Below are 24,748 nucleotides of genomic sequence, written 5' to 3' on the forward strand. Positions count from 1 at the left end.
ACCGCAATCGGACGTCGACGATGCGACGGCGCGTCGCGCCGCTCGTGCCCGGCGGGGACGTCTGGCACCCGTGACGCGCTGTTTTGTCCGCACAGTATTAGGAACCGGACCGGCACAGTGCACCTGGGCCCGCTGGATATCAGCTATGCACCCCTCCTGGCCTAGGCACATGCGGCACCGTCTCGATGCGACCGGCCCGGTCCGATCAGCGCGTTTGCGGATTCCTGAACGTATGGCGACTGCGCTCCAGTTCCCGCGGCGTGGGAGCTGCCGTCTTCGACCGAGGCGCACTCGTCAAGTGTGGAATCGCGAGAACGGTTCGCGCTGGACGCCCTCCTCATAACTGCTATCGACATCGACACCTTTCGATGCGCTCATGCCGCCGGTATCGTGAGCGTTCACATGATGGCCGGCACCTGCCGGCCTCCCGACCCATACCCGCCCTGAAGGCCCGTGATGGCTTACCTGCCCGACGATACGCCGCTGCCTGAACCGACGCCCGACGACTATCCCTATTGGGAATCGCACGCCGCGCGCGAACTGCGGATCCAGCAATGCGCCGATTGCGGAACGTTTCGGCATCCTCCCGTTCCGCTTTGCTCGCGCTGCGCAAGCAGCAATGTGACGTGGACCCAAGTCTCAGGGCGGGGCGAGGTTTTTTCCTACGTCGTCGTCCACTACGCGACCCATCCCGCGCTGAAGCAGGCCGTGCCCTACAACGTCGCCGTGGTGATGCTGGAGGACGCAAGTGACGTCCGCCTGGTCTCGAACGTCGTGGACGCCGCGCCGGAGGAGATGCGGATTGGCCTCAAGGTGGAGCTCTTCTGGGACGCCGTCCCGGGGGATACCTTTCTGCCGCGCTTTCGCAAGGCCTGACCCGCCCGTCGCAAACAGGAAGAGAGGACATTGGATGACAACGGCCAGGCCGGAGGAAGTCGCCGCATTCGCCGACAGCTGCGCCATAGCTGGCATCGGGCAGACGGAGTTTGCCAAACGCGGCGGGATCACCGACAGGACCGAATTCCATCTGTGCTGCGAGGCGATCCGCATGGCGGCCGAGGACGCAGGCCTCGACGTGCACGACATCGACGGCTTCGCCTCCTACGGCCCGGAGCGGCACGAGCCGGTTCTGCTGCAGGTGGCGCTCGGCATCCCGGAGATACGCTTCTCCAATCTGGTCTGGGGCGCAGGCGGCGGCGGCTGCACCGGGGCGGTGATGAACGCCGCGCTGGCGGTTCACGCCGGCATCTGCAAGCACGTCGCGGTCTACCGTTCGCTCTGCCAAGGGCAGTACCATCGCTACGGCCAGTACAATCCCGGTGCCGTCGGCGGAAGCTACATGGCGCCGTTCGGCCTGATGAGCCCGGGCCAGAAGACCGCGCTGCCCTTCCGGCGCCACATGCATGTCTACGGCACGCCGGTCGAGGCGCTCGGGCATGTCGCCGTCACGTTCCGGGAACACGCCCAGACGAACCCCGCCGCGCTGATGTACGGCAAGCCCATGACGCTCGAGGACCATGCGAATTCGCGCATGATCGTCGACCCGTACCGTCTTTACGACTGCTGTCTCGAAACCGACGGCGCGGCGGCGATCATCGTCACGTCCAAGGAGCGCGCTAGGGATCTGCGCCAGAAGCCGACCCGAATTCTCGCGGCGGTCCAGGCCAGCGGCGAAGGATGGGGCATGGGTCCGATGGGCTCCAACAACATGCCCGTCGAAACCTATCACACCACCAATGCGCAGCCCGTCGCCCGACACCTCTTTCCGATGGCCGGGATCTCCCCGCAGGACCTCGACTGCGCCCAGATCTACGATGCGTTCTCGTCCATCGTGATCATGGCGCTTGAGGACTACGGCGTGTGCGAACCCGGCGAAGGCGCCGATTTCGTCATGCAGGGAAACCTGCGGCGCGACGGTGGCAAGCTGCCGACCAACACGGCCGGCGGCCTTCTTTCCGAGGGATACCTACAGGGCTTCAACCTGATCCCCGAAGCCGTCCGCCAGATGCGCGGCACGTCGCTCAACCAGGTTGCCGACGCCGAGACATGCCTCGTCACCTCCGGGGGCGGGGGCGGGCACAAGAGCGCGCTGATCCTCGCCGTATGAACGGGAGCGAACGAACCATGGCCCCCGCCGTGCAGGTGCTTTGCGATGCCGTCGCCGACCTCGGCGAAGGTCCGCTCTGGTCGGGGGACGAGAACGCCCTCTACTGGCTCGATATGACCAATCGCGTCATCTGGCGCCACGAGGTGGGCCGCAATGAGACACGCTCCTATAAGGTGACGGGCATCCCGACGGCGATGGCGTTGCGCGCGCGGGGTGGTCTTATCCTGGCTCTCCGCAACGGATTCGCGTTCCTTGACACGGCGACGGGCGAGGAACGGCGATTCGAGGTCGATGTCGATTTCAGCCGCGAACGCTTCAACGATGCCAAATGCGACCGGCGCGGCCGGTTCTTCGTCGGAAGCATGGACAAGTCTTGGAAGGAGCCGATCGGCGGTCTCTGGCGCCTCGATCCGGATCTTTCGCTCCACCGCGTCGACGATGGAATCTTGGTAGGCAACGGCATGGCGTTTTCGCCCGACGACACGGTGCTGTATTTTTCCGATTCCCGGACAGGCTACGTCTATGCCTACGACTATGACATCGAGACCGGCTTGCCGGCGAACCGGCGTGTGCATCTCGATTTCCGCGGTCGGACAGCTCACCCCGACGGCTGCACGGTCGACGACGAAGGCTGCCTGTGGATCGCGGAACTGGGAACGGGCGCTGTCGGCCGCTACGCGCCAGACGGCACCCGGATCGGGGAGATTCACGTACCGACGACACGGGTGACCTCCGTCGCATTCGGCGGCACCGACCTTCGCACGCTCTACGTGACCTCGATGCAGTACGGTTTGAGCGAGGCCCAGCTGGCCGCCGAGACGGATGCCGGCCGCACTTTCCATACGCGGCCCGGCGCGACCGGACTGGCCGAACCGAAATTCGCGGGTTAGCCCCGCGCTCCTTTTCAGCAGTTCCGACGCGAAACGTGTGCCCCAGGGTCGGCGGCCTGGCACTCCCCCAATGAGATGCGCGGCGTCATCGCCCCATCATCTGTCCCGGCAGGAAGGTGCAGATCGAGGGAAATGCCAGCAGCAGCGCGAGCACCAGCAACTCGGCGATCACGAACGGCTGGACGCCCTTGAAGAGTTCCGATGCCGAGACACGCCCGTCCGAGGCGGCAACCACCGCGAACAAGTTTATCCCGATTGGCGGCGTGATGGCTGCGATCTCGATCAGCTTGACCACGATGATCCCGAACCAGATCGGGTTGATGTCGAGCGCCAGTACCGTGGGGAACAGGAACGGCAGAGTGATCACCAGCATCGGCACCGGATCCATGAACATGCCGAAGATGAAGTAGCCGATGACCACGCAGGCCATGAAGGTGAAGGGCGTGAACCCGCCCGCGGTCAGCACGTCGGTCAATTCCGACACCGATCCGTAGAACAGCAGCAGGCGCGAGAAGAGCATGCCCGCGACGAGGATGAGGAAGATGGATGCGGCAATCGTCGCGGTCTTCTTCAGCGATGACACGAACAGCGGCCAGGTCATGCGACGCTTCAGGAGAGCGATCAGGAACGCTCCGACTGCACCGACCGCGCCGGCTGCCGACGGCGACATCAGCCCCGTATAGATGCCGCCGAGGACGATCAGGATAAGCAGCGCGGCCGGCCAGATGTCGAGCAGTCCGGCAAACTTCTCCCGCGCGGTGAAACGTTCGGAACTCACCGGGGCGAGGCTAGGGCGAAGCCTGACCGAGACGGTCACGGTAAGGATGAGGACGGCCGCCGTCAGCAGGCCGGGCAGGATGCCTGCGATAAGCATCGCGCCGATCGAAGTCTCTGTCAGGATGCCGTAGAGCACCATGGTGAGCGACGGCGGGATCATCGCGGCCAGCGCACCCGAAGCCGCGATGCAGCCGACGCCGAAACCCCGATGGTAGCCGAGCCGCTCGATCTCTGGCAGCGCGACCCGCGTGAAGATCGCGGAGTTTACGATCGTCGAGCCCGAAATTGCCGCGAACCCGGCAGATGCCAGCACCGTTGCGTTGTAGACGCCGCCTCTGAAGCCGCCGATGAACCGGTAGCAGGCCTGGTAGAGGTCGGAAATGATGCGCGTGCCGCCGGCGATCTCGCCCATCAGGATGAACATGGGAATGATCGCGAAGGAATAGCCGCTGGAAACCGAAAAGGTGATCGTGCGAACCGTGCCGAGGACGAAAGCGTCCCCGATGAGCGCATACATGCCGACCAGCGTCACGGTCATGATGGACAGCGCCACCGGAATCCCGAAGGCGATCAGTCCTAGGATGGCGATGAATGCGACGAAGGCGAAAAGCGTAGGATCCATCAGATCGCTTCTTGAATGAAATGCGACTGGTCCTTCTCGTCGGGGACGATGAAGAAGCTTAGTAGCGACATCAGGAATGCAAGGGCGGCTCCGATGACAAGGATCAGCTTCACGGGATAGACAGGAATGGCATAGACGCCGGCTGTCGCCTCGCGGATGTGCCAGGCCTCCGTGAACCCGCGCCAGGACGCCGCGACGATAACTCCGTAGCAGAGCATGCCCAGAAGCGCCGTCGTGAAGCGTCTGACGCGGCCGGCCGCGGAACCCGGCTCGAAGCCGAACAGTTCGAGCTGTATGTGTGACCCGGTGAGCACCACATGGGGTTGCGCCATGAAGATGATGACGACCAGGAGCAGTTCCGTCAGTTCGAAGACGCCAAGAATCGGAGTGCTGAAAATTGAGGATCCGAGCGAATCTGCCGCGCCCGCGAGTGCGATGAGCACGATGGCGACCGAAGACAGGCAAAGCAGCGCGACCGAAACGCGCTCCGAAAGTTTTCGAAGATGTTCAGTCACGAGACTGCTCCTCCCTTGCCCATGACTGCATTCCCGCTGCGCCCGCCCGGCCCGAACCCGCCATCTCCGAGCCGCGGACTATCCGCCGCGGATCGGTAGCCGTACCCCGAAACCGCCACTCTCGGGGCGCGACAAGCGGTCCGCAGGCGGTGGACTGTTGCGCGATGCCCTAGTTGCTCGTTTCGATGTTGTTGATCACTTCCGCGGCCTGCTTGGCTGCTTCCTGCGAAACGTTGCCGGCGGTTTCCTTTTCCACCCAGAGATCGACCATGTCGGGAATGGCGTTCCTGACCTTGTCGCTATCCTTGAACTGGACCAGTTCCACGCCCTGCTCGAGCGCCTTGGCGACGCTGTCCTTTTCGGCCTGCTCGATGTCCTCCTTCTCCTGATCGAAGGCGATCTCCGCGGCCTCGTCGATGGCCTTGATGCGCTCGGGCGACCACCCGCCCTCCTTGTACATCGCATACGGCACGTAGAAGCTCGGTCCCGACAGGGCGCCCATGTCGATGTCTATCCAGTATTTCGCCACCTCGCCCAGGCGACCCGCCATCGCGCCCGCCCAGGTCGAGAAGACGCAGTCGATCACGTTACGCTGCAGCGACTCGTACATCTCGTTGAACGGCACGGAGATCGGCGTGATGCCGATCGCCTCGAATGCCGGCGGCCAGTAGAAACCGTTGGACCGCGCCTTGAGGCCTTTCAGTTCATCGAGCGTCTCGGCCTTCTTGCTGCAGACCAGATGGAGGTTGGCCAGGCCGTGGTGAAGTATCGGATAGACCCCCGCCCGCTTGTATTCCTCCAGCGCGGCATCGGTCTTGGCGATCTCGCGCTTCGCGTCCATCGCCGCGCCGGCGCTCGGGAACGTAAAGGGCAACGCATTCGTAACGCCGTCGATCGGCAGTTCCGAGGGATAGTAGACCGGCGCCGTAACCCCCGCTGGGATCGCTCCAGAGGAGATCAGGTGAATGATCTCGTTTCCGCTGCCCAGCGAGCCGCTCCAGAAAAAGCGCATGGTGAGGTCGCCGCCGGTGAGACGTTCGACCTCTTTCGCGAAATGCCTGTCAGCCCCCGAAATTGGAGAGGATTCGGCGGAGATGTGGGCGACTTTCAGCTCTTCGGACACGCCGACACCCGGCGCTGCCAGCAACGCCGCGATGGCGATCGTCCAGGCGTGGTGTTTCATCTCTTCTCCTCCCGTGTGCAATTGGCTGGGCGCAGCGCACAAGACGTTGGCGTGGGCGCTCGGCGACGGATCGAGTCTAGGTGACTTCCCCATCGGGGGCTATGTTGGGAATGCGCATAACAGCTAATCGAGCGCAGTCGAGCCTGCCGGTGCACAATGTCTTCTGCCTCGTTTCGGTCGTCCGCCACAGCCCCTTCCGACACAGCGGAACTCCCATGGATCACCACCAGGAAAAGCGCCTCGAAACGTTTCTCGACCGGGAGGAGATCTTCGACCTCGTGCGACGCGAGCGGTTCGCGCGAGACCGTCGCCGTTTCGACATGATGAGGGCGTGCTTCCACGAAGACGCCTACGTCCGCACGAGCTGGTACGACGGACGCGGCGCGGAGGCATACATCGAAGCCACGCGCGAATGGATGGGCAAGCGCGGGGGCGGCACCCATTGGGTCTTTCCCGCATTGGCCGAGATCAACGGCGATCGCGCGACCGTGGAAAGCCCGGCAATGATCTCCAGCCGGACGAGGCTCGACGGCACTGAAATCGATGTCCACGTTTTCTGCCGGTTCTTCTCGCGCGCGGTACGAAACGACGGCGAGTGGTCGCTCTTCAGCTTCGAGGTGCTGTTCGAACGCGACATCGTGCAGGCCGTCGATCCGGCAAACGAGTTGCCCATCGATCAAACGATGCTCGCGAAGCTGCGACCGTCCTACAGGCACATCGCCTATCTTCAGCAAAGCCGCGGCGTGAACATCAACCCGGACCTCCTCGGCGATGACCGGCCCGAACAGATGGAGGAGTTCTATCGCGGAGAAGCGCGCTGGCTCCGTGGCGAGCACTGAACTGATTTGCCCCACCGGTGGAAATCGCAGCGTCAGGTTGTTCCTGGTCGAGAAGCAGCTACGCCAACAGCCGAGTGCCTGACTCTCCTGCGTACCCTACGCCTGTTGCTGCGTGCCTGAATCGCTCGAACTTGCGTCGTGCGCTGGAAGCATCTTCGAGCTGTTCCTAACCTTGGCTCCCGGCAGTCTCCTCTGCCGCCTGCCTCGCGTGCTCATTCTTCAAGACGAACTTCTGGATCTTGCCGATCGAAGTCTTCGGCAGGTCGTCGCGGAACTCGACGAAGCTCGGCACCTTGAACCTGGACAGATACTTCGCACACCATTCGATGACCTGTGCCGCGTCGATGGTGGCTCCCTTCTGCCGGACCACGTAGGCCTTGACCGCTTCGTCGCGCAGGGGGTCGAAGACGCCGATCACCGCCGATTCGAGGATTTCCGGATGATCGTTCAGGACCCGCTCGACCTCAGTCGCGGCGATGTTCTCGCCGGCACGCTTGATGACGTCCTTGCCGCGGTCGAAGAAGTTCAGATAGCCGTCTGCATCGAGGTAGCCGTTGTCTCCGGTCAGGAACCATCCGCCGCGCATGCAGTCTGCCGAGGCAGCCGCGTTCTTGTAATAGTTGGAAAACAGCGGCTTCCCGCCGACGACGATCTGGCCCACATGACCCTGAGCCACGTCGTTCATCTCCTCGTCGACAACCCTAACCTCATGTCCCGGCAGCGGCAGGCCGATGCAATGGCGCTTCGTCACCCCGTAGACGAGGGGGTTCGACGTGCAGATGCCGTAGGTTTCCGTTAACCCGTACCCTTCGACGAGCGTGACCTTGAACCGCCGTTCGAAGCTTTCCCATTCTTCCGGCGCAGTGGGTAACGCATAGAACGAGAAACGCACGTCGTGCGCCGAATCCGCATCCGTCGGCGGCTGCGCCAGGAGCGTGCGCAGGATCATCGGCACGATGCTGATGCCCGTGCATCGGTGCGTGCGCACCTGGTTCCAGTAGCGCGTGGCGCTGAAGGCCTCGAGCAGCACCACCGTGCCTCCGACCGTGAGCGTGGGGATGACGCCGACGAACTGGGCGTTGACGTGGAATAGAGGCAGCACCACGCAGATCCTGTCGCTGGCGCGCATCCCGAAAAGCATGGCGACGGAGATGCCCTGCAGCACGCTGTTGTTGTGGTCGAGCACCGCGCCTTTCGGCCGCGACGTCGTCCCGGAGGTGTAGATGATCTGCGAAGCGTCGCGCGGGTCGACGGCCGTCCTGCGGTCGATCGGGTCGCCCTCGCTCATGATCGCCGAGTAGAGCGCATAGCCGCCCGGCGCCACATCGCTGCGCGCGAGGACGCGGTGCCGGATAGTGTCGGCGCGGGGTGCGATCGCCTCGAAGACCGGCAGGAAGCGCGGTTCCGTCACCACTGCCGCGATCTCGGCGTTTTCGACGAGATAGCCGAGTTCGTCGGGCGTGTAGTGCACGTTGACCGGTACCGCCACGGCACCGATCTGGTTGGCCGCGAACCACGCGACAAGGAACTCCGGCCCGTTGGTCAGCACGATCGCGACGTTCTCGCCCGCTCTCAGCCCGGCATCCGACAGGTTGTTCGCGAGGCGGGCGACCTGGGTGGCGATGGCGCGGTAGGTGTGGCGCGAGATCTCGCCCCTGTCATTCTCGAAGACCACGAAGTCCTTCTCGGGATTCCGCTCCACCTGAATCCGGAGAAGGCCCGGTATCGTCAGTCTGCCGCTCGCGTCCATCTCTTTTCCTCCCAAGGAACGGCTCCCCCCGTTCCCATCATCCTAAAGCGCCGGCACTCCCGCCTGCGCGCGGCGCGCCGGCGGCAGGTGGATCGCCCCGCCGTCGCGCGCGTCGTGGGCGGCTTCCGCGAGCGCCTCCGATAGCGTCGGATGCGCATGCACGGTGTGGATCAGCGCCGACAGCGTCATTTCCATCTGGACGGCGAGCGTGGCCTCCCCGAGCAGGTTCGACACGCCCGGACCGACCATCGTGATCCCGAGGATCTGGTCGTGCCCGGCGTCCGCGACGATCTTGACGAAGCCTTCCGCATGGCCGCCGACCAGAGCCTTGCCGTTGGCCGAGAACGGGAAACGACCGACCTTCACCTCGCCCATCGCGCCTGCCTCCGCTTCCGTCAAGCCGACGCTGGCGATTTCGGGTCGGGTATAGACGGCGCGGGGCATGGCGAGCGCCGAGAAGGCCGGGGCCTCCTGCCCGAGGATGTCGGCAAGGGCGCATTCGGCCTGGGCCGCGGCGCGATGGGCGAGCAATGGCCCGCCGGTGACGTCGCCGACGGCGTAGATCCCGTCCACGTTGGTGCGCATGCGATCGTCGACGCCGATGGCGCCGAGCTTCGTCGCAATGCCTGCGGCGGCGAGTCCGAGCGCGTCGACATTGGGCCGGCGGCCGGCCGCAACCAAGATGCGGTCGACCGTCAGGGTCGATCGGCCGGTACCGTCCTCGATTGTCAGTTCGACCACCCCGTCTCCTGCCGCCACCGAGCGCAGCCTGGTGCCGGTCCGGATCGTCACGTTCTGCGCCGAAAGGGTCTTCGCCAGGACGTCTACCGCCTCCCCATCCTCTCCGGCGAGGATTCGGTCGGCGACTTCGAGAATCGTGACCTCCGTTTCGAGGTTGGCGAATATCTGAGCGAACTCGACGCCGATGACGCCGCCGCCGACGATCGCCAGACGGTCGGGCCGTTCGGTGAGGGAGATCGCCTCATCGGAACTCAGGGCATGCGGCCCGGCCAGCCCCTCGATGGGCGGGATGACCGGAACGGAGCCGGTGGCGATCACGACGAAGTCGGCCTTCAGTTCACGCCCGCTCGACGCGAGTCGCAGACTGCGCTCTCCCGAAAAGGTCGCCCGGTCGTTCAGGAGCGTGATAGCGTTGCGCTTCACCAGTGTGTGGACGCCGCGGACCAGTCGCTCTACCGCCGCCGATCTTTCGGCGGCGAGACGACCTAGCGCGCGTGGTGCGGATGGGTCCTGTCGATCCTGCCCCGCCAGCGCCAGATGCCTGGGCAGGTCGTGGATCATGGCGGAGTTGTGCAAGAGGCTCTTCGTCGGAATGCAGCCGACGTTCAGGCACGTGCCGCCGAGTTCGCCGGCCTCGACCAGCGTTACCTTCAGCCCGTGCCGGGCACCGCGGATCGCGGCCGTGTATCCGCCGATTCCGCCGCCGATGACCACGAGGTGCCCGGTCATGCGGGGCCGGCCCCTTGCCCGTCGGTGGCGGGAACCAGGCATGTACCGTCGATCACCGTCTGGCCGGACTGGTTGAGGCAGGCGAAGGGGACCTGCCAGGCGTCGTCCTTCCGGTCGGCGACGGCACCCTCGACCCGGATCCGGTCGCCCGGACGGGCGGGCGCCCGATAGCGCAGCGACACGCGGGTGCCGAAGGGCAGGAGCGGCCGCCCCATGGCCCTGGCGAGAGCCTGGAAGAGCGGCTCCATCGGGATGCAGCCATGGGCGATGGTGCTCCCGAACGGCGAAGCCGCCGCACGGTCCGGATCCACGTGGACAGGATTGAAATCTCCGGAGATCGCGGCATAGCGATCGATCATGGCCTGCGTGATCTCGATCTCGACATGCGGCAGCCGCATGCCCTGGGCGAGCGGAATGTCAGCCATCCATCCTCCTCACGGCAGGATGGCGGCAAAGGTGATGGAGCACACCATCTGCCCGTCCTGGTTTCGTGTCACCTGCTCGTAGGACAGGAATTTCCGGCCTTTCTTTTCGAAACGGTCGGCGATGGTCAGGACCGTGGTCAGAACGTCGCCCGCATGGACCGGATGGCCGTGGACGTTCTCGTCGCCCATCCGGATCACGCCGGGCGGAAAGACCTGCTGCTCCCACCCGAGCCTCAACCCATAGGTGAGTCCCATCGACGTGGGTGCGACGGCCCCTCCCGGGGCGTCCGGACGGAACGCGGGGTCGTCGTAGCCGAACAGGGCGCAGAAGTCGTCGATGTCGGACTGCGTGACGTGTATCACGCCTTTGCAGACCTCGCGTCCCAGCACCGCGCCCTCATAGGTCGTCAGGGGATTCACCGTCATCTCAGCACCGCCATCTGCAGGGCGGGTTCCTCAAGATAGGCCTTCAGCCTCGCACGGAAGCGGCCTGCCTCGGCTCCGTCGATCAGCCGGTGGTCGAAGGTCATGCTCAGCATCATCTGCGGTCGGATGACGATCGCGCCGTCGCGAACCACCGGTTCATCGACGATTTGCCCGATGCCGAGGATCGCCGATTGAGGCGGATTGAGGATCGGCGTCTCGAAATCTCCGCCATAGCTGCCGAAATTGCTGACGCTGAAGGTGCCGCCCGAAAGGTCGGACTGTGTCAGGCCGCCATTGCGCGCGGCGTCGACCAGCCGCTTCCGCTCGCGGGCGATCTCCACCAGCGTCTTCTTGTCGGCCTTCTGGACGACGGGGACTATCAGCCCTTCCTCCAGCGCCACGGCGATGCCGACATTGGCGTCGGGCCACTCGAGTATCTCGTCGCCCACGATCGACGCGTTGATGAGCGGCATCTGCGAGAGCACGGTTGCGACCGCCTTGACCACGATGTCCGTATAGGTGACGCGGACTCCGAATTCCGCCTCGCGCTCGACCAGCGCCTGGCGCAGGCGCACGCTCCCGCTCATGTCGACACGCCCGAAGGCGGTCATCTGGGCGCTGCCCTGCAGGCTCTCCATCATCCGTCTGGCAATGGTGCGGCGCATGCCCGCGAGCGGCCGCCGTTTCGGTCCGGCGTCGGTCGCGCCGGCCGGCGGTGTCGCGGCCGGCGCGGCCACGCTCTTCGGTGCCTGCAGCCGCCGTTCGACATCCCGCTTCAGGATGGCGCCCCCCGGGCCGCTGCCGAGCCCCTCCAGTTCGGCGATGTCGAGGCCGTGCGTCGAGGCAATGGTCCGCGCCACGGGGGAGATGAAGAGGCGCGTGCCGTCGCCCGTTCGCGCCTGCATCGAGAGGACCATGCCTTCCGGCGTGGCGCGCTCCGGCTCCTCGCTCGGCGCCGGCTCGACCCGGGAGGACGATGCCGCGGCGGGCGCGCGGGGCGGATCATCCTGCAGCGCCGCCTCGCAGCTGTCATGCAGATAGCCCACCGTGTCGCCGACCAGGTGCACCGTGTCCGGCCCGGCGGTGCGACGAAGGTAGCCGTCCCGCTCGGCCTCAATCTCGTTGACCATCTTGTCGGTCTCGACGGCGAAGAGGATTTCGCCCGCCGCGACGCGGTCGCCGTCCTGCTTCATCCATTCGACAAGCGTGCAGTCGGTCATGGTGAGGCCGAGCTTGGGGATGGTGATGGGATACGCCATTCCCGCGTCCTCAGCCGAGCAGGGAACGAACGGAGGCGGCGATGCTCTCCGCATTTGGGTTGAGCCAGGCGTCGAACTTCTTGCCGAACGGCGCCGGTGCGAAGGGTGGCGTCAGCCGCGCGACCGGGGCGTCCAGATGGAAGAAGGCACGTTCCGTGATCTCGGCGGAGACTTCCGAGCCGAACCCGAAAGGCTTCAGCGACGAGGTCACGACCAGCGCGCGGTTGGTCTTCTTCACCGATTCCACGATCGTGTCGATGTCGAGCGGGCTGATGGTGCGCGGGTCGATCACCTCGATCTCGATGCCGTCCTTCGCCAGTTCGTCCGCCGCCGCCAGCGCCCGCGCGACCTGAAGGCCGGTGGCGACGACGGTGACGTCGCGCCCCTTGCGCTTCACGTCGGCCTTGCCGATCGGGATGACGAAGTCGTCGTCCTCGATATCCTCCTTCACCCGATGCATCGCCAGGTGCTCGATGAAGACGACCGGGTTGTCGTCGCGGATCGCAGCCTTCATCAGCCCCTTGGCGTCCCGCGGCGTCGAGGGCATCACGACCTTGAGGCCCGGCACGTGCCCCAGCCAGCTTTCCAGGAGCTGCGAGTGATGCGGGCCGATGCCCATCTCGACCGCCGTCGAGGTGCGGATCACCAGCGGCATCTTGAAGGCACCGCTGTAGATGTAGTGGGTCTTTGCCGCCTGGTTGAAGATCTGGTCGAGGCACAGTCCGAGGAAGTCCATGAACATGATCTCGACGATCGGGCGCTTACCGGTCATCGCCGCTCCGACTCCGAGCCCGACGATGATCTCCTCGCTGATCGGCGTGTCACGCACGCGCCGGGGGCCGAAGCTCTCAAGAAGGGTGCGTGAGGCGCCGAAAGCACCGCCGGCCTCCGCCACGTCCTCGCCCAGGAGGACGACGGTCTCGTCGCGGCTCATCTCCTCGTGGATCGCGTCGATCAGCGCCCAGCAATAGGTCTTGCTCGCCATCACGCCACCTCGCCGGCGAACACATGGTCGAGCGCGGTCTCGGGCCGCGGCTCGTCTGCCGCGAGCGCGAGCCGGATTGCCTCCTCAACCTCGGTTTTCAGCCGCAGGTCGATGCTCTCGATCGATCCGGCGTCGATGTCCTGTTCGAGCATGAAGGCCCGGTAGCGCTTCAGCGGGCACTTCTCCATCCACGCCTTCTCTTCCTCGCGGGACCGGTACTTGCGCGGGTCGCCCTGGAAGTGGCCGCCCCATCGGTAGGTCTTGAGTTCGAGCAAGGTCGGTCCGGCGCCCACACGGGCACGCTCGACCGCGCGGATCGCCGCCTTCCGGACTTCCAGGACGTCGTTGCCGTCGACCACTTCTCCCGGCATTCCATAGCCCTCCGCCCGCATGGCGACGTCCGGCTGGGCGACCGTGTTCGCGAACGGGGTCATCTCGGCATAGAGATTGTTCTCGCAAACCATGATCAGCGGCAGCTTCCAGGCCGCGGCCAGGTTCATCGTCTCGCCGAAGGAGCCGTTGTTGCTGGCGCCTTCCCCGAAGAAGACGACGGCTACCTGGCCTTTGCCGTTAAGCTGGGCCGTGTAGGCGGCTCCGGCGCCGATGGGCAGCCCCGCGCCGACGATCCCGTTGCCGCCGAGGATGCCGAGCGCGGGATCGGCTGCATGCATCTCGCCGCCGCGACCGCCGGCGATGCCGGTCTCCTTCCCGAACATCTCGGCCATCATGGATCGCAGTTCCATTCCCTTGGCCAGGTAGTGCCCGCGCCCGCGATGGTTCGACATGAGGTAGTCGTCGTCGTTCAGGGCCGCGCAGATGCCGACCGCGCAAGCCTCCTGTCCAAGATACGAATGGATGTACCCGGGAAAGAGGTTTTTGGCGAAGACGTCGTTCAACTGCTCTTCGCATTGGCGGATGAGCATCATCCGCTCGTAGAGGTGCAGTGCGTCGTTCATCGGGCGGCCTTCAATAGGACTTGGGCAGGCCGCCGCCGACCTGAGCGATGAAGTTCTTGCTCATCTCGTTGGTAACCGGCGCGAAGATGAGCTGGCGAATGTCGCGATAGTAGCGCTGCATGTGATATTCCATGGTGAAGCCGTAGCCGGCGAGGATGCGCATCCCCGTGTCGGTCATCCGGAAGGCGCTCTCGGATGCATGCAGCTTCGCCATGGCGGCATAGAGCGAGCAGTCGCGCCCCTGATCCTGGAGCCAGGCCGCCTTGTAGGTCAGCAGGCGCGCGGATTCGAGCTCCGTCATCCGGTCTGCAAGCTGGTGCTGCAGCGCCTGGAACTGGCCGATGGGCCGGCCGAAGGCGCTGCGCTCCTTGGCATACTGAAGTGCGTCTTCCAGCGCCCCCTGGCCCAGGCCGCAGCACACCGCCGCAACGAAGATCCGTTCGTTGTTGAGCGTGTCGAGGATCGTCGGCCAGCCCCGCCCGACCGCCCCGACGATCGACGCCTTCGGCACGCGGACGTCCTCGTAGACGACCTCGTAGGAATGCAGGAAGCGCGAGCCGAGCTTGTCGATCTTGTTGTAGCGGATGCCGGGTGTGTCCTTGTCGATGAGGAAAACGGTCAGTCCCCGAGACGGCTTCTCCGCGTCGCGCGACGTGCGCGCCACCACGAAGATCCACTTCGCGATGTTGAGACCCGTGGTGAAGACCTTGGCGCCGTTGATGATCCAGTCGTCGCCGTCTTCGCGCGCGACGGTCTTCATCGCGCCGAGGATATCGGTTCCGCCGCCCGGTTCGGTGAGAGACAAGGCGAAGTGCAGCTCGCCGCGGGCGAGACCCGTCAGGAAATACCGCTTCTGCTCCTCGGTGCCGTGGCGTTCGAGCGTCACGGCACCGAAACAGACGTCGAGACCGTAGGCCAGCGCGACGGTCGAGCTGTGTCTCGCCAGCCCTTCCAGCACGATCGTCTCTTCGATGATCCCGCCGCCGGTGCCGCCGTAGGTCTCGGGCAGGCTCGCTCCCATGAGGCCGACTTCAGCCATCTTGTCCAGGAGGTCATTCGGCAGTTCGTTGTCGCGGTCCCATCGAGCGACTGCGTCCTTGGGCATCTCCTTCTCGACGAACTTCGTCACCAGGTCGCTCAGCAAACGCTGATGTTCTGTGAGTTCGAAATCCATGTCCTCGGTCTTCTCCTGCCCCGCCGGCCAGCCGGCACGCCCGGGCGTAGCGGCCAGACGCCGGATCGCCCTGTTTATACTTATCAGTATAACAATGTACGGATAGGTACGGCAAGGCCAAATCGGAGTCGATCGCCGCGGCGTCGGCCGCTCTCGGATTTGATGGCGGACGTCGGGTTCGATCCGACGGTTCGGTGGAACGTCGCTGCGAGAAGGCACACGCTCCGGGCTTCCCGATCTCACCGGGCCAGGCGGGCGGCGGGAACGTGGAGCAGATTCGGGCGAAGGAGTTGGGAGGGGTCTCTCCCGTGCCTTCGATCGCGCGGTCAGCGGCGGGGACGTGCGGTGGTCATGCGATCTGCGGTTTCTGCACGGCGTCGAGGCGCGCGCGGTCGACGCCGACTGACATCAGCACCTGCTCCAGCATCTGGCGAATGATGGCCTCCTTGGAGAGCGGGCGCGCCTCGTCGTACCAGGCGAAGGTGTAGCTCACCATTCCGGAGACGATCTGGCTCGCCACGGCCACGTTCGAGAAGTGGAACTCGCCGGTCTGGACACCCTCCTTGAGGATGCCGCGCAGGCGGTAGTCGATCTTCCTGCGCATGTCGCTGATGGCGGCCTTCACATCGTCCGGCAGGTTCAGTTCCTCGCGGAAGTAGATCGACACGTGCTTGTGCCGCTCGAGCACCAGCTTCGTGAAGCCGACCGCGAACTGCGCCAGCTTTTCGACCGGGCCGGCGTCCGCACCCGCGGCGGCCTCGGCCACGTCCAGTGCTTCCAGCATGAGACGGCTGCAGATGTCGGAAAGCAGCTCGATCTTGCTCTTGAAGTGATAGTAGACGAACGGCTTGGTGGCGCCGAGCTGCTGCGCGATCGCGTCCACGTTTGTCGAAAGATACCCATTCTCGTAGAATAGGTCGACCGCTTCCGAAAGTATGCGTTCCCGTTTGATCGCCAGGATGTCGTTCCGCAGGGCGGTGGCCTTGTCGTTGGATTTCGTCATGGTCTCCATCTTCCAAACAGCCGCCGACTCACCTTGGGCTTCGATGCCGATCATACGGCGCCGGATAGCGTCTGGATTGAAAATATACCAGCGGGTCAGCTTGGACTACCGCGCGCGCTTGCCTCCCTCGACGGGCAAGGCCGCCCCGGTTATGAAGCTCGCGGCATCCGAGCATAAGAACAGAATGGCGGCGGCGATCTCTTCCAGGCTCCCCAAACGCTTCATCGGCGTGGCCTCCGCCATGGCCGTCATGTCCGGCCCGAACAATCGTTCGCTCATCGGGGTGCGGAAGGATCCGGGGCATATGGCATTGATGCGGATGTTGAATGGGGCATAGTCCAGCGCGGCGGCGCGCGTCAGGCCCAGCAATGCGTGCTTGGAAGCCGTATAGGCGGGCATCGTCTCCACCCCGCCGAACGAGGCGGTGGAACCGACATTCACGATGGCCCCGCCGCCCTGGTCCATCAGGGCGGGGATTTGCGCCTTCATGCTCAGGAACACGCCGTCGAGGTTGACTGCCATGACACGGCGCCAGTCTTCCCAGGCATAGTCCGCCGCGGCAGCGCGTGCGCCCTCGATCCCGGCGCTGTTCACGGCATAGTCCAGTCCGCCGAGTGCGCGCGCTGCATCAATCGCCGCCTCCATCGCGCCGGGCCGGGTGACGTCGAGCACGACCGTCAGGGCGTCAGCGCCCAAATCGTGGACAAGCGATGCGGTTTCGTCCAGTTCGTTCGCCGCCTGGTCGCACAGGACCAGACGGTCGCCGCGCCGTGCCATCGCCAGTGCCGTCGCGCGGCCGAGCCCGCTGGCCGCGCCGGTGATCAAGCTGATCCTGGCCGCCATGTTGTCACCCGGCCCAAGGATCGAGCACGAGCTTGCCGAACACGCGCCGCTCCCGCAGCATTTCCTGTGCGCGTGGGAGATCCTCGAATGAAACGATCTCCTGGACGACCTGCTTCAGCTGCGATCGCTCGGCCAGTCTCATGACGTCCAGGAAATCCTGCCGGGATCCGGCGAACGAGCCGATCAGCGTCTGTTCCTTCACGAACAGATGCCAGAGGTTGATCTTCACGTCGAAGCCTGAATGCCCGCCGCAGGTGACGAGCCGTCCGCCGCGGGCGAGCGCCTGCAGGCTCCCCTCCCACGTCGCTTCGCCGACATGTTCGAAGACCAGGTCAACGCCCTTTCCACCGGTCATCGCGCGAACCTCGCGTGCCCAGCCTTCCTGGGAATGGTTCACGGCCTCGTCCGCGCCGAGCTCCAGCGCCGCCCGCATCTTCGCCTCGCTGCCGGCGGTGGCGATCACGCGTGCCCCGGCCAGCTTGGCGATCTGAATTCCCAGGACCCCGATGCCAGACCCGCCCGCGATAATCAGCACGTCCTCGCCGACGCGGATGTCTGCTCGTCGACGCAGCATGTGCCAGGCCGTCGGGCCGGTTACGGCGATGGCCGCGATCTCGGCAAAGCCGAGACCTTCGGGTATGGCGTGCAGCTGTCGTGCGGGCACGGCGGCGAACTGCGCATACCCACCTTGCGTCTGCACGCCGAACACACGGCTCGTCCTGCACATGTTGGTGTTGCCGGTGATGCAGGCGTGGCAATGCCCGCAGGACAGGATCGGATCCACCACGACGGAGGCGCCGACGGCCCAACCCGTCACGCCCTCGCCCAGGACTGCGATCTCGCCCGCCACCTCGGTGCCCGAGATGTGGGGCAGCGGCACGTCTTTCGGCATCTCGCCCTGGCGTGTCAGCAAGTCGACCTGATTGAGGCCGCAGGCGCGTACCTTGATCAGAACCTCGCCCGGCGATGGACGGGGAACGGGAATGTCGTCTTCCAGTCGCAGCGAGGCGCCCTGACCATCGGGATGTAGGCGCATGGCGCGCATCGTGGTCCGTTCGGCCAGGCTCATTTCGACCTCGACTTGTGCAGGTAGGCTGCCTTCTTTTGGGCGAACTCCTCCGACTGGAACGCGAGTCCGTTGGCGATCGCCTCCATGTTCAACTGCGTGGAAAGATTGCTGCGTTCGCCTGAGCGCAGGATCGTCTTCATCATGCGAAGTGCATCGCTGCCCATGTCGCCGAACCTTGCGGCCAGTTCGCCGAGCCTGATGGAAAGCGCATCGGCATCCCCGACGACCTCGTTGACGAGGCCCCAGGTCAGCGCGGTTTCCGCATCAATGCGCTCGCCGAGGACCGCCATCTGCATGGCGCGAGACGGCCCGACCAGCCGCTGCACCATCCAGCTGAGGCCGAAATCCTGCACCACGTCCAGCTTCGATGGCACCATCCAGAACTGCGCCGCCCGGACGCTGATGCGCATGTCGCAGGCCATTGCCAGCCCCAGCCCGCCGCCGCCGCAGGCATGGCCGTTCAGGCCGGCGATCGTGACGACCTCCTGCTCGAAGAGTGCCGTGATTACCCGATGTTGCCAGTTGAGCAATCGTGTTCCGGAATAGATCGACGTGTCACTGACGTGCTCCATGAAGAAGGGCGTGTCCAGATCGACCCCCGCGGAGAAGAGCCGTCCGGCGCCCTCGAGAAACAGGGCATTCAGTCCGGCTGTCTCGCGCACCCGCGACAGTGCCTCCAGGAGTTCCTCCAGCATCGCCGGGTCCAGCGCATTGAGCTTCTCTGGCCGGTTCAGCACGATCCGTGCGATGCGCCCGTCGATGGACAGGCGAATCGTGGAGTAGTCCTGCACCGGTCCCGTCATGGTGTTCATGGCGATCGTTTCCTTACTAGGCGGGGATGGACCACGTGATCAGTCCGGGCCACACAACGCAGGCGGCGATCAGGACCAGATCGGCGACGAAGAACCACAGGACCCCTCGAAAGATGGTCATCATGCTGATTTCGTCCCCCACCACGTTCTTGATGACGAAAACGTTGATTCCCACGGGGGGAGTGATCATCCCTACCTCCAGGAACTTGGCGACGATGATGCCGAACCAGATCAGATCATAGCCGGCCTGGTTCACCAGCGGGATGAAGATCGGGAGGGTGATGAGCATGGCCCCGATGGGTTCGAGGAACATGCCGAGCAACAGGTAGACGAGTCCGATGCCGAGCATCACCGTGATCGGGTCGAGCCCCCAGGTCGCCACCATCGTCTCCAGTGCGCCGCTGATGCCGCTGACCGCCACCAGCCGCGTGAAGAGGCTCGCGCCGACCGTGATGATGATGATTGCGGACGTGGTCACCAGCGTCTCGCGTATCGTGTCGCGGAGGACGCCGAAGTTCAGGCTTCCCTTGGCCGCGGCGACCACCATGGAGAGGAAGGCGCCCACGGCGCCGGCCTCCGTCGGGGTGAAGAAGCCGAGGAACAGGCCGCCGAAGACTCCGGCGAGCAACAGCATCAGGGGCCATGTGTCCAGAATGGCGGAGACGTATCCGCTCCTGTCGCCTTCTTCTCCGCGTGGCGCGAGTTCAGGGGTGATCAGGACCCGCACGACCACCACCGCGCAGTAGATGAATGCGGTGAGCAATCCCAGCGCGACGCCGCCGGCGAAGAGCTTCACGATCGAAACCTGCGCGATGGTTCCGTAGATGATCATCAGGATGGACGGCGGGATCAGCGCCCCGATCGTGCCCGCGGCGGCGAGAGTTCCGGTGGCCAGCGCAGGGTCGTAGCGCTGCTTCAACATCTCGGGAATGGCGATCCTTCCCATCGCGGCGGCACAGGCGACGCTCGATCCGGTCACGGCCGCGAAACCGGAGCAGCCGAAGATCGAGGCGATGGCCAGTTCGCCCGGGGCTCTTCGCAGGAAGAGGCGTGCCGCCCGGAAGATGCTCGTGGTGATGCCGGCGTGAAAGCAGAGGAATCCCATGAACAGGAACATGGGAATGGAGCTCATCGTCCAGGTCGCGACGAAGGTGTACGGCACGGTCTGCAGGAGGCTGTCCGCCACCTTGAATTTGGTGATGACAGCGATGCCCAGGGTGGAGACCCCGATCAGCGAGACGCTGATCGGCACGCGGATAAGCAACAGGAGGAAGAGCAGTCCGACGCAAGCAAGGCCGATGACTTCGTTAGACATTCGCTTCGACCTCATCTCCGCGCAGAGCCAAAGCCGGGCGCCAGAGCTTCGTCAGCAGGAGGCCTGTCATCAGCGCCATTCCCAGCGGCAGGATGAAATAGCTGGGCCAGGTCGTCACGAAGCCAGATTGATCGAGGACGTACTCGCCCTCCTCGAACTTGCGGTAGGCGTCCTGCCATGTGTTCCAGGTCAGAAGCGCGTAGACGGCGGCCGAGATGCCCCAGGTGATGCGCTCGCCCAGACGATCGAGCCAGGCCGGGGTCGACGACGGCCAGAGGTCGACGGCAATGTGCTGTCGGCGCAACTCGGCCGAGACGAGCGGGAGGAAGACGATCGAGGTCATGTAGTAGTTGGAAACGTAGACGATCGTGCCGGGGATCGGGCTCGCGAAGAGGTACTTCATCGCCACGTCCGCCGTGACGTGCAGGATTCCCGCGACGAGGATCAGCCCCGCCGCCGCCACCAGGACGGCATCGATCGCGGACCAGAGACGTTGCAGCACGCGCGTGTACTCCGGGATTGAGAGATACGAGGGCTAAATCCGTGTCCGGGAGGATCCGCCTTTGACGAATCCTCCCGCTGGATTTCTCACATCGCGTAGTCGTCGCCAATGAGGGGCTCGAAGATCTCTTTCCGGTACAGTTCGCCCAGGGCTTCGGCGCTGAGCTCGACGCCCTCGGTGAGCCCCTGCCACTTGGCAACCAGTTCGCTGAAGCGGGCGATCTTCGCCTCGGCGTCCTCGACACCGCGGTCGCTGGCAAGGCTGGCGATCTTGGCCAGGTCCTGCTTCACGAACTCCTGCGACGCCGCGACGAATTCGGGCGATGCCTCATGCACCTCGATGCCCTGCGCACGCGCCGCTTCCAGCGCCGCCGCTCCGTCTTTCATGTATCCGACGGTCGTCTCGGCGATCGCATGGGCACCGGCGGCGATCATCGCCCGCCTCTGCTCCGGCGTCAGTTCGTGCCAGAGGTCGCGGTTGACGTTTGCGATGTTGATCGTGTTGTATGTGCCGCCCGGCACGCCCACGGTCACGTCCTTGACGATGTCGATCATGCGGATGTTGCGCAGTTCGCCGGAAGAAAGCAGCGCGCCGTCGACGACGCCCTGCTTCACCGCCTCGAATATCTCGTTGCCCGGAAGGGTCAGGGCGACGCCGCCGAAGTGCTCGATCCAGCGGTTGAACGTCGCGTTCGGAGACCGCAGCTTCGAGCCGCGCAGGTCGTCGGGCGAAACGAATGGCTTGGTGGACTGGATGCCGTATTCCGGCGTGGAGCCCGAGCCGAGATACACGACGTTGTTCTTCTCGTACTCATCGAGACAGGGCTCGCAGGTGAGGATGTATTCGGTCGTCGCTCCGGCCATCGCTGGGGCGTAGGTGCCGAGCATGGCCAGATCGCTGATCAGGTTGACGTCGGCGAACTGTGCCGCGAACACCATCGGCAGGATGGTGCCGACGTCGGCGACGCCATCGCGCACGCCGTTCAGCATCTGGGGCACGCTCAGGAGCGTGAGCGGATGGATCGTGAAGGTGATTTCGCCGCCGGTCAGCTCCGTCACCTTGTTCGCGAAGGATTCGGCCCCCTGGTTGACGATGGAGCCGGGCGCAAAGCCGGGCGCCATGGACAGGTCGCGCGCGAGAGCGGGCGTGACGGCGAAACATGCAGCCAGCGCAACGGCGCCGGAAAGTCGGTGTATGGTCATTGTATCTCCTCCCAAACCGAACGCGCCGACCTCGGAAGCATTACTACCGATGCGAACGCGATCATACCCATGAGTAGCTTTTTCCTGCTCATAAGTCAACTCGTCGATGGACAGGCGCCCTCAACTCCGAGGCATCTCGTTGCCCTGCGCCAAGTCTCCCAGACCGGCTCCGTGGTGGTGAAGGGCTTGCGAGAAGGGGATCGCCGAAAGTCGGCCGGACAGTCAGAGCCTTCTCCAATTTCGCCAGACACCGGTTATGGTGACGGCGGTTTTCAGGCCCTTGTGCGCTTCGGGGACTTCCAGCTTCACCCCGCACAGCGTCAGCTTGCGATCCGTCTATTACCCCCGGATCGCGGATACTCAAGTCGCATGGCGACTACGACGGTCGTGCGGTTTCCGTAGCGGAGGCTGATGGCGGCGAACGTCTTGTCGAACGCGTTCGCCGGCTTCTGGTCGAAGAATGACACATGCCGATCATTGGGCCGACCCGACGTCACCAGGTCCGGAATGGGGTGCACACCATTGCGGGTTCGGACCGCTTCGAAGTTCTCGCGAAGGCCGCCGCTCGTCTACAGGGCGGCTTCCTCACATCAGCGACGGCAGGAAGAGGCTGATCTGCGGGAAGAGAACGATGAGGCCGATGAGGACCAAGAAGGCGATCCAGAAAGGGGCGACGCCGCGGAACACGTCGTACATCGAGACGTCCTTGGCCATGGTGGCAATGGCGAAGACGTTCACGCCGATCGGCGGGGTGACCACGCCGAGTTCCACCATGATGACAACGACGACGCCGAACCAGATCGGGTCGAAGCCGGCGTTCATGGCCACCGGGAAGAACAGCGGCACGGTGAGCACGAGCGCCGGCAGCGCGTTCATGAACATCCCGATCAGCACGTAGAAGAGCAGGATCGCGCCGATCAGCTGGTACTTGCCGAGTTCCAGGCCGATGATCAGGTCGGCGAGTTGCTGCGTCAGGCCGCTGATGGCGATGAAGCGGCTGAAGGCGGTGGCGAACATGAAGATCACGATGATGCCGGCGGAAAGCAGCAGCGTGCGTTCGATCGAGTGCCACAGCGTCGCCCAGGTGAGACGCCGCATCGCCGCGGCGATGACCAGCGCGCCGAACACGCCGAGGCCGCCGGCCTCGTTGGGCGTGACGATGCCGGTGTAGATTCCGCCGAGCACGAGCAGCATCAGAAGCACGATCGGCCACACCCTGGCGCTCGACTGCATGCGTTCGTCCCATTTGCTGACCTCGCCGCGCGGCGCCAGCGCCGGATTGAGCTTCGCGCGGATTGTGATCAGCGACACGAGGATGACGGTGAACAGGATGCCGGGCAGGATGCCAGCCATGAACAGCTTGCCGATCGAGACCTCGGTGATCATGCCGTAGACGATGAAGGCCAGGCTCGGCGGGATCATCACGCCGATGGTCGCCGCGCAGGCGATGGAAGCGGTGGCGAGCTTCATGTCGTAGCCGTAAGCGCGCATCTGCGGCAGCGCGATGGAGCCCATGGAATAGACGCCCGACAGCGTGTCGCCGACGATGGAGGACAGGCCGGCGCACGCGACCGTCGAGGCGGAAGCGAGGCCGCCGGGCAGGTGGCCGATCCAGCGGTAGGCGGCGCGGTAGAGGTCTTCCGCAAAGCCGGAGGCGACGACGATCAGCCCCATCCAGGTGAACAGCGGCACGACGCTCCACGTCTGGTCGCTGACGACGTCGATGGTGGTGGTGCCGATGCTGGTCAGGCTGGCATTCGCGCTGATCAGGATGCTGATGCCGACCAGCGAGGTAACGGCCATCGCCGCCGCGACGTGGACGCCGAGGAAGATCAGCGCGAAGCAGAGCCCAATGGCCGCAAGCCCGCGCGTCTCGCGCGGCAGGTCGAAGGGCAGGCCCTGGGGATACAGCGCCATGACGAGTATCGTCGCCACGACGACGATCCAGGCGAGCAGGATCGCCACGGCCCGCGCGTCCCGCAGCCGCGCGACCGCGGCCACGCCCGCGGCAAAGCTTTTGAGCAGCGCGAGCGCGAAGAGGAAGACGAAGAAGGTGCCGCAGGCGACGAACGGCCATTCCGGGACGAGGAGCACGCCAGTGACGATGCGGTTCTCGTAAAGATAAATCGCCTGCTCCCAGATCATCACGCCCGTCACGACCATCGTCGCGCAGGTGAGCAGCAGACCGCCGGCGATCGTCGGCGCGCGGGCGAACTCGGGCAGGGCCTGAAGCACGAGGTCGACGCGGATGTGGCCTCCCTCCAGTTCCACCGCGGCGAGCGTCGACAGTGCCACGACGATCATCAGGAGGCCCGTCATCTCCATGCCGCCCGGCACGACGACGGAGAAGAGGTTGCGCAGCACGACGTCCGCGACCGTCAGCCCCATCATCGCCAGCAGCGCGACGGCTCCGACATAGATCGCGGCGCGGCTCGGGAGGGCGATGATGCGCGCGATGGTCCCGGCGGGGGACGGACGCGGAGCGGGCATGTCATCGTCGGCCGCTGCCGGTTGCATCGACTGCCCCACGCTCCTGCACGTCCTTCTCGTTGACGGATGGTCCCGTCAGTGCCCCGGGCGGCCTGGCCGCGCGCCCGGTATGAGGTCTGAATGCGAGCGTCGCT

At 64.9% G+C, this 24,748-nt stretch carries 23 protein-coding genes and 1 pseudogene; 4 read left to right on the forward strand and 20 right to left on the reverse strand.

The window, feature by feature from the left end:
- Positions 1-456 precede the first annotated feature (456 nt).
- Entirely contained in the window at positions 457-876 is a 420-nt protein-coding gene (locus tag ABGN05_RS09650) for a Zn-ribbon domain-containing OB-fold protein (protein WP_367953792.1), read from the forward strand.
- Here ABGN05_RS09650 and ABGN05_RS30270 read toward each other — a convergent pair.
- A pseudogene (locus tag ABGN05_RS30270) lies at positions 846-944 on the reverse strand (hypothetical protein); the annotation flags it as partial. The gene ABGN05_RS09650 and the pseudogene ABGN05_RS30270 sit on opposite strands and share 31 nt — an antisense overlap.
- Between ABGN05_RS30270 and ABGN05_RS09655 the strand changes: the two are divergent.
- Both ABGN05_RS09655 and ABGN05_RS09660 read left to right on the forward strand, forming a co-directional pair.
- On the forward strand, positions 911-2,107 hold the full coding sequence (locus ABGN05_RS09655) for a thiolase C-terminal domain-containing protein (RefSeq protein ID WP_367953793.1): 1,197 nt from the start codon (positions 911-913) through the stop codon (positions 2,105-2,107). The pseudogene ABGN05_RS30270 and the gene ABGN05_RS09655 sit on opposite strands and share 34 nt — an antisense overlap.
- Positions 2,108-2,124: 17 nt before the next feature.
- Positions 2,125-2,997, forward strand: a complete 873-nt coding sequence (locus ABGN05_RS09660) for an SMP-30/gluconolactonase/LRE family protein (protein ID WP_367953794.1) — start codon at positions 2,125-2,127, stop codon at positions 2,995-2,997.
- An 85-nt stretch (positions 2,998-3,082) separates the two neighbouring features.
- On the opposite strand, the gene ABGN05_RS09665 is transcribed toward ABGN05_RS09660, so the two are convergent.
- The 3 genes from ABGN05_RS09665 to dctP form a co-directional block, all read right to left on the reverse strand.
- Positions 3,083-4,396, reverse strand: coding sequence for a TRAP transporter large permease (locus ABGN05_RS09665; RefSeq protein WP_367953795.1), 1,314 nt, complete (start codon positions 4,394-4,396; stop codon positions 3,083-3,085).
- Complete coding sequence (locus ABGN05_RS09670) at positions 4,396-4,911, reverse strand: TRAP transporter small permease subunit (protein ID WP_367953796.1); 516 nt, start codon at positions 4,909-4,911, stop codon at positions 4,396-4,398. The genes ABGN05_RS09665 and ABGN05_RS09670 overlap by 1 nt, the downstream gene beginning before the upstream one ends.
- A gap of 169 nt (positions 4,912-5,080) precedes the next feature.
- Positions 5,081-6,094, reverse strand: a complete 1,014-nt coding sequence (dctP, locus tag ABGN05_RS09675) for a TRAP transporter substrate-binding protein DctP (protein ID WP_367953797.1) — start codon at positions 6,092-6,094, stop codon at positions 5,081-5,083.
- A gap of 215 nt (positions 6,095-6,309) precedes the next feature.
- Between dctP and ABGN05_RS09680 the strand changes: the two genes are divergently transcribed.
- Positions 6,310-6,933, forward strand: coding sequence for a nuclear transport factor 2 family protein (locus ABGN05_RS09680; protein ID WP_367953798.1), 624 nt, complete (start codon positions 6,310-6,312; stop codon positions 6,931-6,933).
- Between the two features lie 166 nt (positions 6,934-7,099).
- On the opposite strand, the gene ABGN05_RS09685 is transcribed toward ABGN05_RS09680, so the two are convergent.
- From ABGN05_RS09685 to ABGN05_RS09760, 16 genes are all read right to left on the reverse strand, one after another.
- Positions 7,100-8,683 carry a class I adenylate-forming enzyme family protein gene (locus tag ABGN05_RS09685; RefSeq protein ID WP_367953799.1) on the reverse strand — a complete coding sequence of 528 codons (1,584 nt, stop codon included), beginning with the start codon at positions 8,681-8,683 and terminating at the stop codon, positions 7,100-7,102.
- 42 nt (positions 8,684-8,725) lie between these two features.
- Positions 8,726-10,153: a dihydrolipoyl dehydrogenase gene (gene lpdA, locus ABGN05_RS09690; RefSeq protein ID WP_367953800.1), complete on the reverse strand. Its 1,428-nt coding sequence runs from the start codon at positions 10,151-10,153 to the stop codon at positions 8,726-8,728.
- Entirely contained in the window at positions 10,150-10,578 is a 429-nt protein-coding gene (locus tag ABGN05_RS09695; RefSeq protein WP_367953801.1) for a MaoC family dehydratase, read from the reverse strand. The genes lpdA and ABGN05_RS09695 overlap by 4 nt, the downstream gene beginning before the upstream one ends.
- Positions 10,579-10,587: 9 nt before the next feature.
- Positions 10,588-11,004: a MaoC family dehydratase gene (locus ABGN05_RS09700; protein ID WP_367953802.1), complete on the reverse strand. Its 417-nt coding sequence runs from the start codon at positions 11,002-11,004 to the stop codon at positions 10,588-10,590.
- Positions 11,001-12,263 (reverse strand): dihydrolipoamide acetyltransferase family protein, encoded by a 1,263-nt coding sequence (locus ABGN05_RS09705; RefSeq protein ID WP_367953803.1) that lies wholly within the window; start codon positions 12,261-12,263, stop codon positions 11,001-11,003. The genes ABGN05_RS09700 and ABGN05_RS09705 overlap by 4 nt, the downstream gene beginning before the upstream one ends.
- Positions 12,264-12,273: 10 nt before the next feature.
- The gene (locus ABGN05_RS09710) at positions 12,274-13,248 is read right to left on the reverse strand and encodes an alpha-ketoacid dehydrogenase subunit beta (RefSeq protein WP_367953804.1); all 975 of its coding nucleotides are present in this window, start codon (positions 13,246-13,248) and stop codon (positions 12,274-12,276) included.
- Positions 13,248-14,204: a thiamine pyrophosphate-dependent dehydrogenase E1 component subunit alpha gene (locus ABGN05_RS09715; protein WP_367953805.1), complete on the reverse strand. Its 957-nt coding sequence runs from the start codon at positions 14,202-14,204 to the stop codon at positions 13,248-13,250. The genes ABGN05_RS09710 and ABGN05_RS09715 overlap by 1 nt, the downstream gene beginning before the upstream one ends.
- 10 nt (positions 14,205-14,214) lie before the next feature.
- A complete protein-coding gene (locus tag ABGN05_RS09720; protein ID WP_367953806.1) occupies positions 14,215-15,378 on the reverse strand; it encodes an acyl-CoA dehydrogenase family protein in 1,164 nt (387 codons plus the stop codon).
- A 349-nt stretch (positions 15,379-15,727) separates the two neighbouring features.
- A complete protein-coding gene (locus ABGN05_RS09725) occupies positions 15,728-16,381 on the reverse strand; it encodes a TetR/AcrR family transcriptional regulator (protein ID WP_367953807.1) in 654 nt (217 codons plus the stop codon).
- Between the two features lie 105 nt (positions 16,382-16,486).
- Positions 16,487-17,206: an SDR family NAD(P)-dependent oxidoreductase gene (locus ABGN05_RS09730; RefSeq protein WP_367953808.1), complete on the reverse strand. Its 720-nt coding sequence runs from the start codon at positions 17,204-17,206 to the stop codon at positions 16,487-16,489.
- A 22-nt stretch (positions 17,207-17,228) separates the two neighbouring features.
- Positions 17,229-18,293 (reverse strand): zinc-binding dehydrogenase, encoded by a 1,065-nt coding sequence (locus tag ABGN05_RS09735; RefSeq protein ID WP_367953809.1) that lies wholly within the window; start codon positions 18,291-18,293, stop codon positions 17,229-17,231.
- The gene (locus ABGN05_RS09740) at positions 18,290-19,105 is read right to left on the reverse strand and encodes an enoyl-CoA hydratase/isomerase family protein (protein ID WP_367953810.1); all 816 of its coding nucleotides are present in this window, start codon (positions 19,103-19,105) and stop codon (positions 18,290-18,292) included. Before ABGN05_RS09740 ends, ABGN05_RS09735 begins: the two co-directional genes overlap by 4 nt.
- Positions 19,106-19,121: 16 nt before the next feature.
- Positions 19,122-20,420, reverse strand: a complete 1,299-nt coding sequence (locus ABGN05_RS09745; RefSeq protein WP_367953811.1) for a TRAP transporter large permease — start codon at positions 20,418-20,420, stop codon at positions 19,122-19,124.
- Entirely contained in the window at positions 20,413-20,922 is a 510-nt protein-coding gene (locus tag ABGN05_RS09750; RefSeq protein ID WP_367953812.1) for a TRAP transporter small permease, read from the reverse strand. The genes ABGN05_RS09745 and ABGN05_RS09750 overlap by 8 nt, the downstream gene beginning before the upstream one ends.
- A gap of 86 nt (positions 20,923-21,008) precedes the next feature.
- Positions 21,009-22,124: a C4-dicarboxylate TRAP transporter substrate-binding protein gene (locus tag ABGN05_RS09755; protein WP_367953813.1), complete on the reverse strand. Its 1,116-nt coding sequence runs from the start codon at positions 22,122-22,124 to the stop codon at positions 21,009-21,011.
- 585 nt (positions 22,125-22,709) lie between these two features.
- Entirely contained in the window at positions 22,710-24,641 is a 1,932-nt protein-coding gene (locus tag ABGN05_RS09760; RefSeq protein WP_367953814.1) for a TRAP transporter large permease, read from the reverse strand.
- Between the last annotated feature and the right edge of the window lie 107 nt (positions 24,642-24,748).

The organism is Aquibium pacificum, from assembly GCF_040839445.1.
GTDB lineage: Bacteria > Pseudomonadota > Alphaproteobacteria > Rhizobiales > Rhizobiaceae > Aquibium > Aquibium pacificus.